At 64.5% G+C, this 231-nt stretch carries 1 protein-coding gene; it reads left to right on the plus strand.

Annotation, left to right across the window (positions count from 1 at the left end):
• Window positions 1-231, plus strand: a 231-nt coding sequence (locus ACT3SQ_RS19380; protein ID WP_444601639.1) for a transposase, incomplete at both ends; no start/stop codon positions are given.

Consider the following 231-nt stretch of genomic DNA (forward strand, 5'->3'; position numbering starts at 1 on the left):
CCACCGACACTCTCGCCCAGGCCTGGGACGAACGGATGCGGATGGGCTACTTCGCCCAGATCGCGAACATGCCCGAGACGACGAAGCTCTACGACACCGTCGTGGCCTGGTGGGACGCGATCGAGGTCCTCATCGTCACCGGCGCAACCACCGCGAAGGTCGAAGCGGGCAACACCGGCATCAAGAACATCAAACGCACCGGCCGCGGATTCCGCAACCCGGAGAACTACC

This window comes from Brachybacterium sp. AOP42-C2-15, assembly GCF_052377065.1.
GTDB lineage: Bacteria > Actinomycetota > Actinomycetes > Actinomycetales > Dermabacteraceae > Brachybacterium.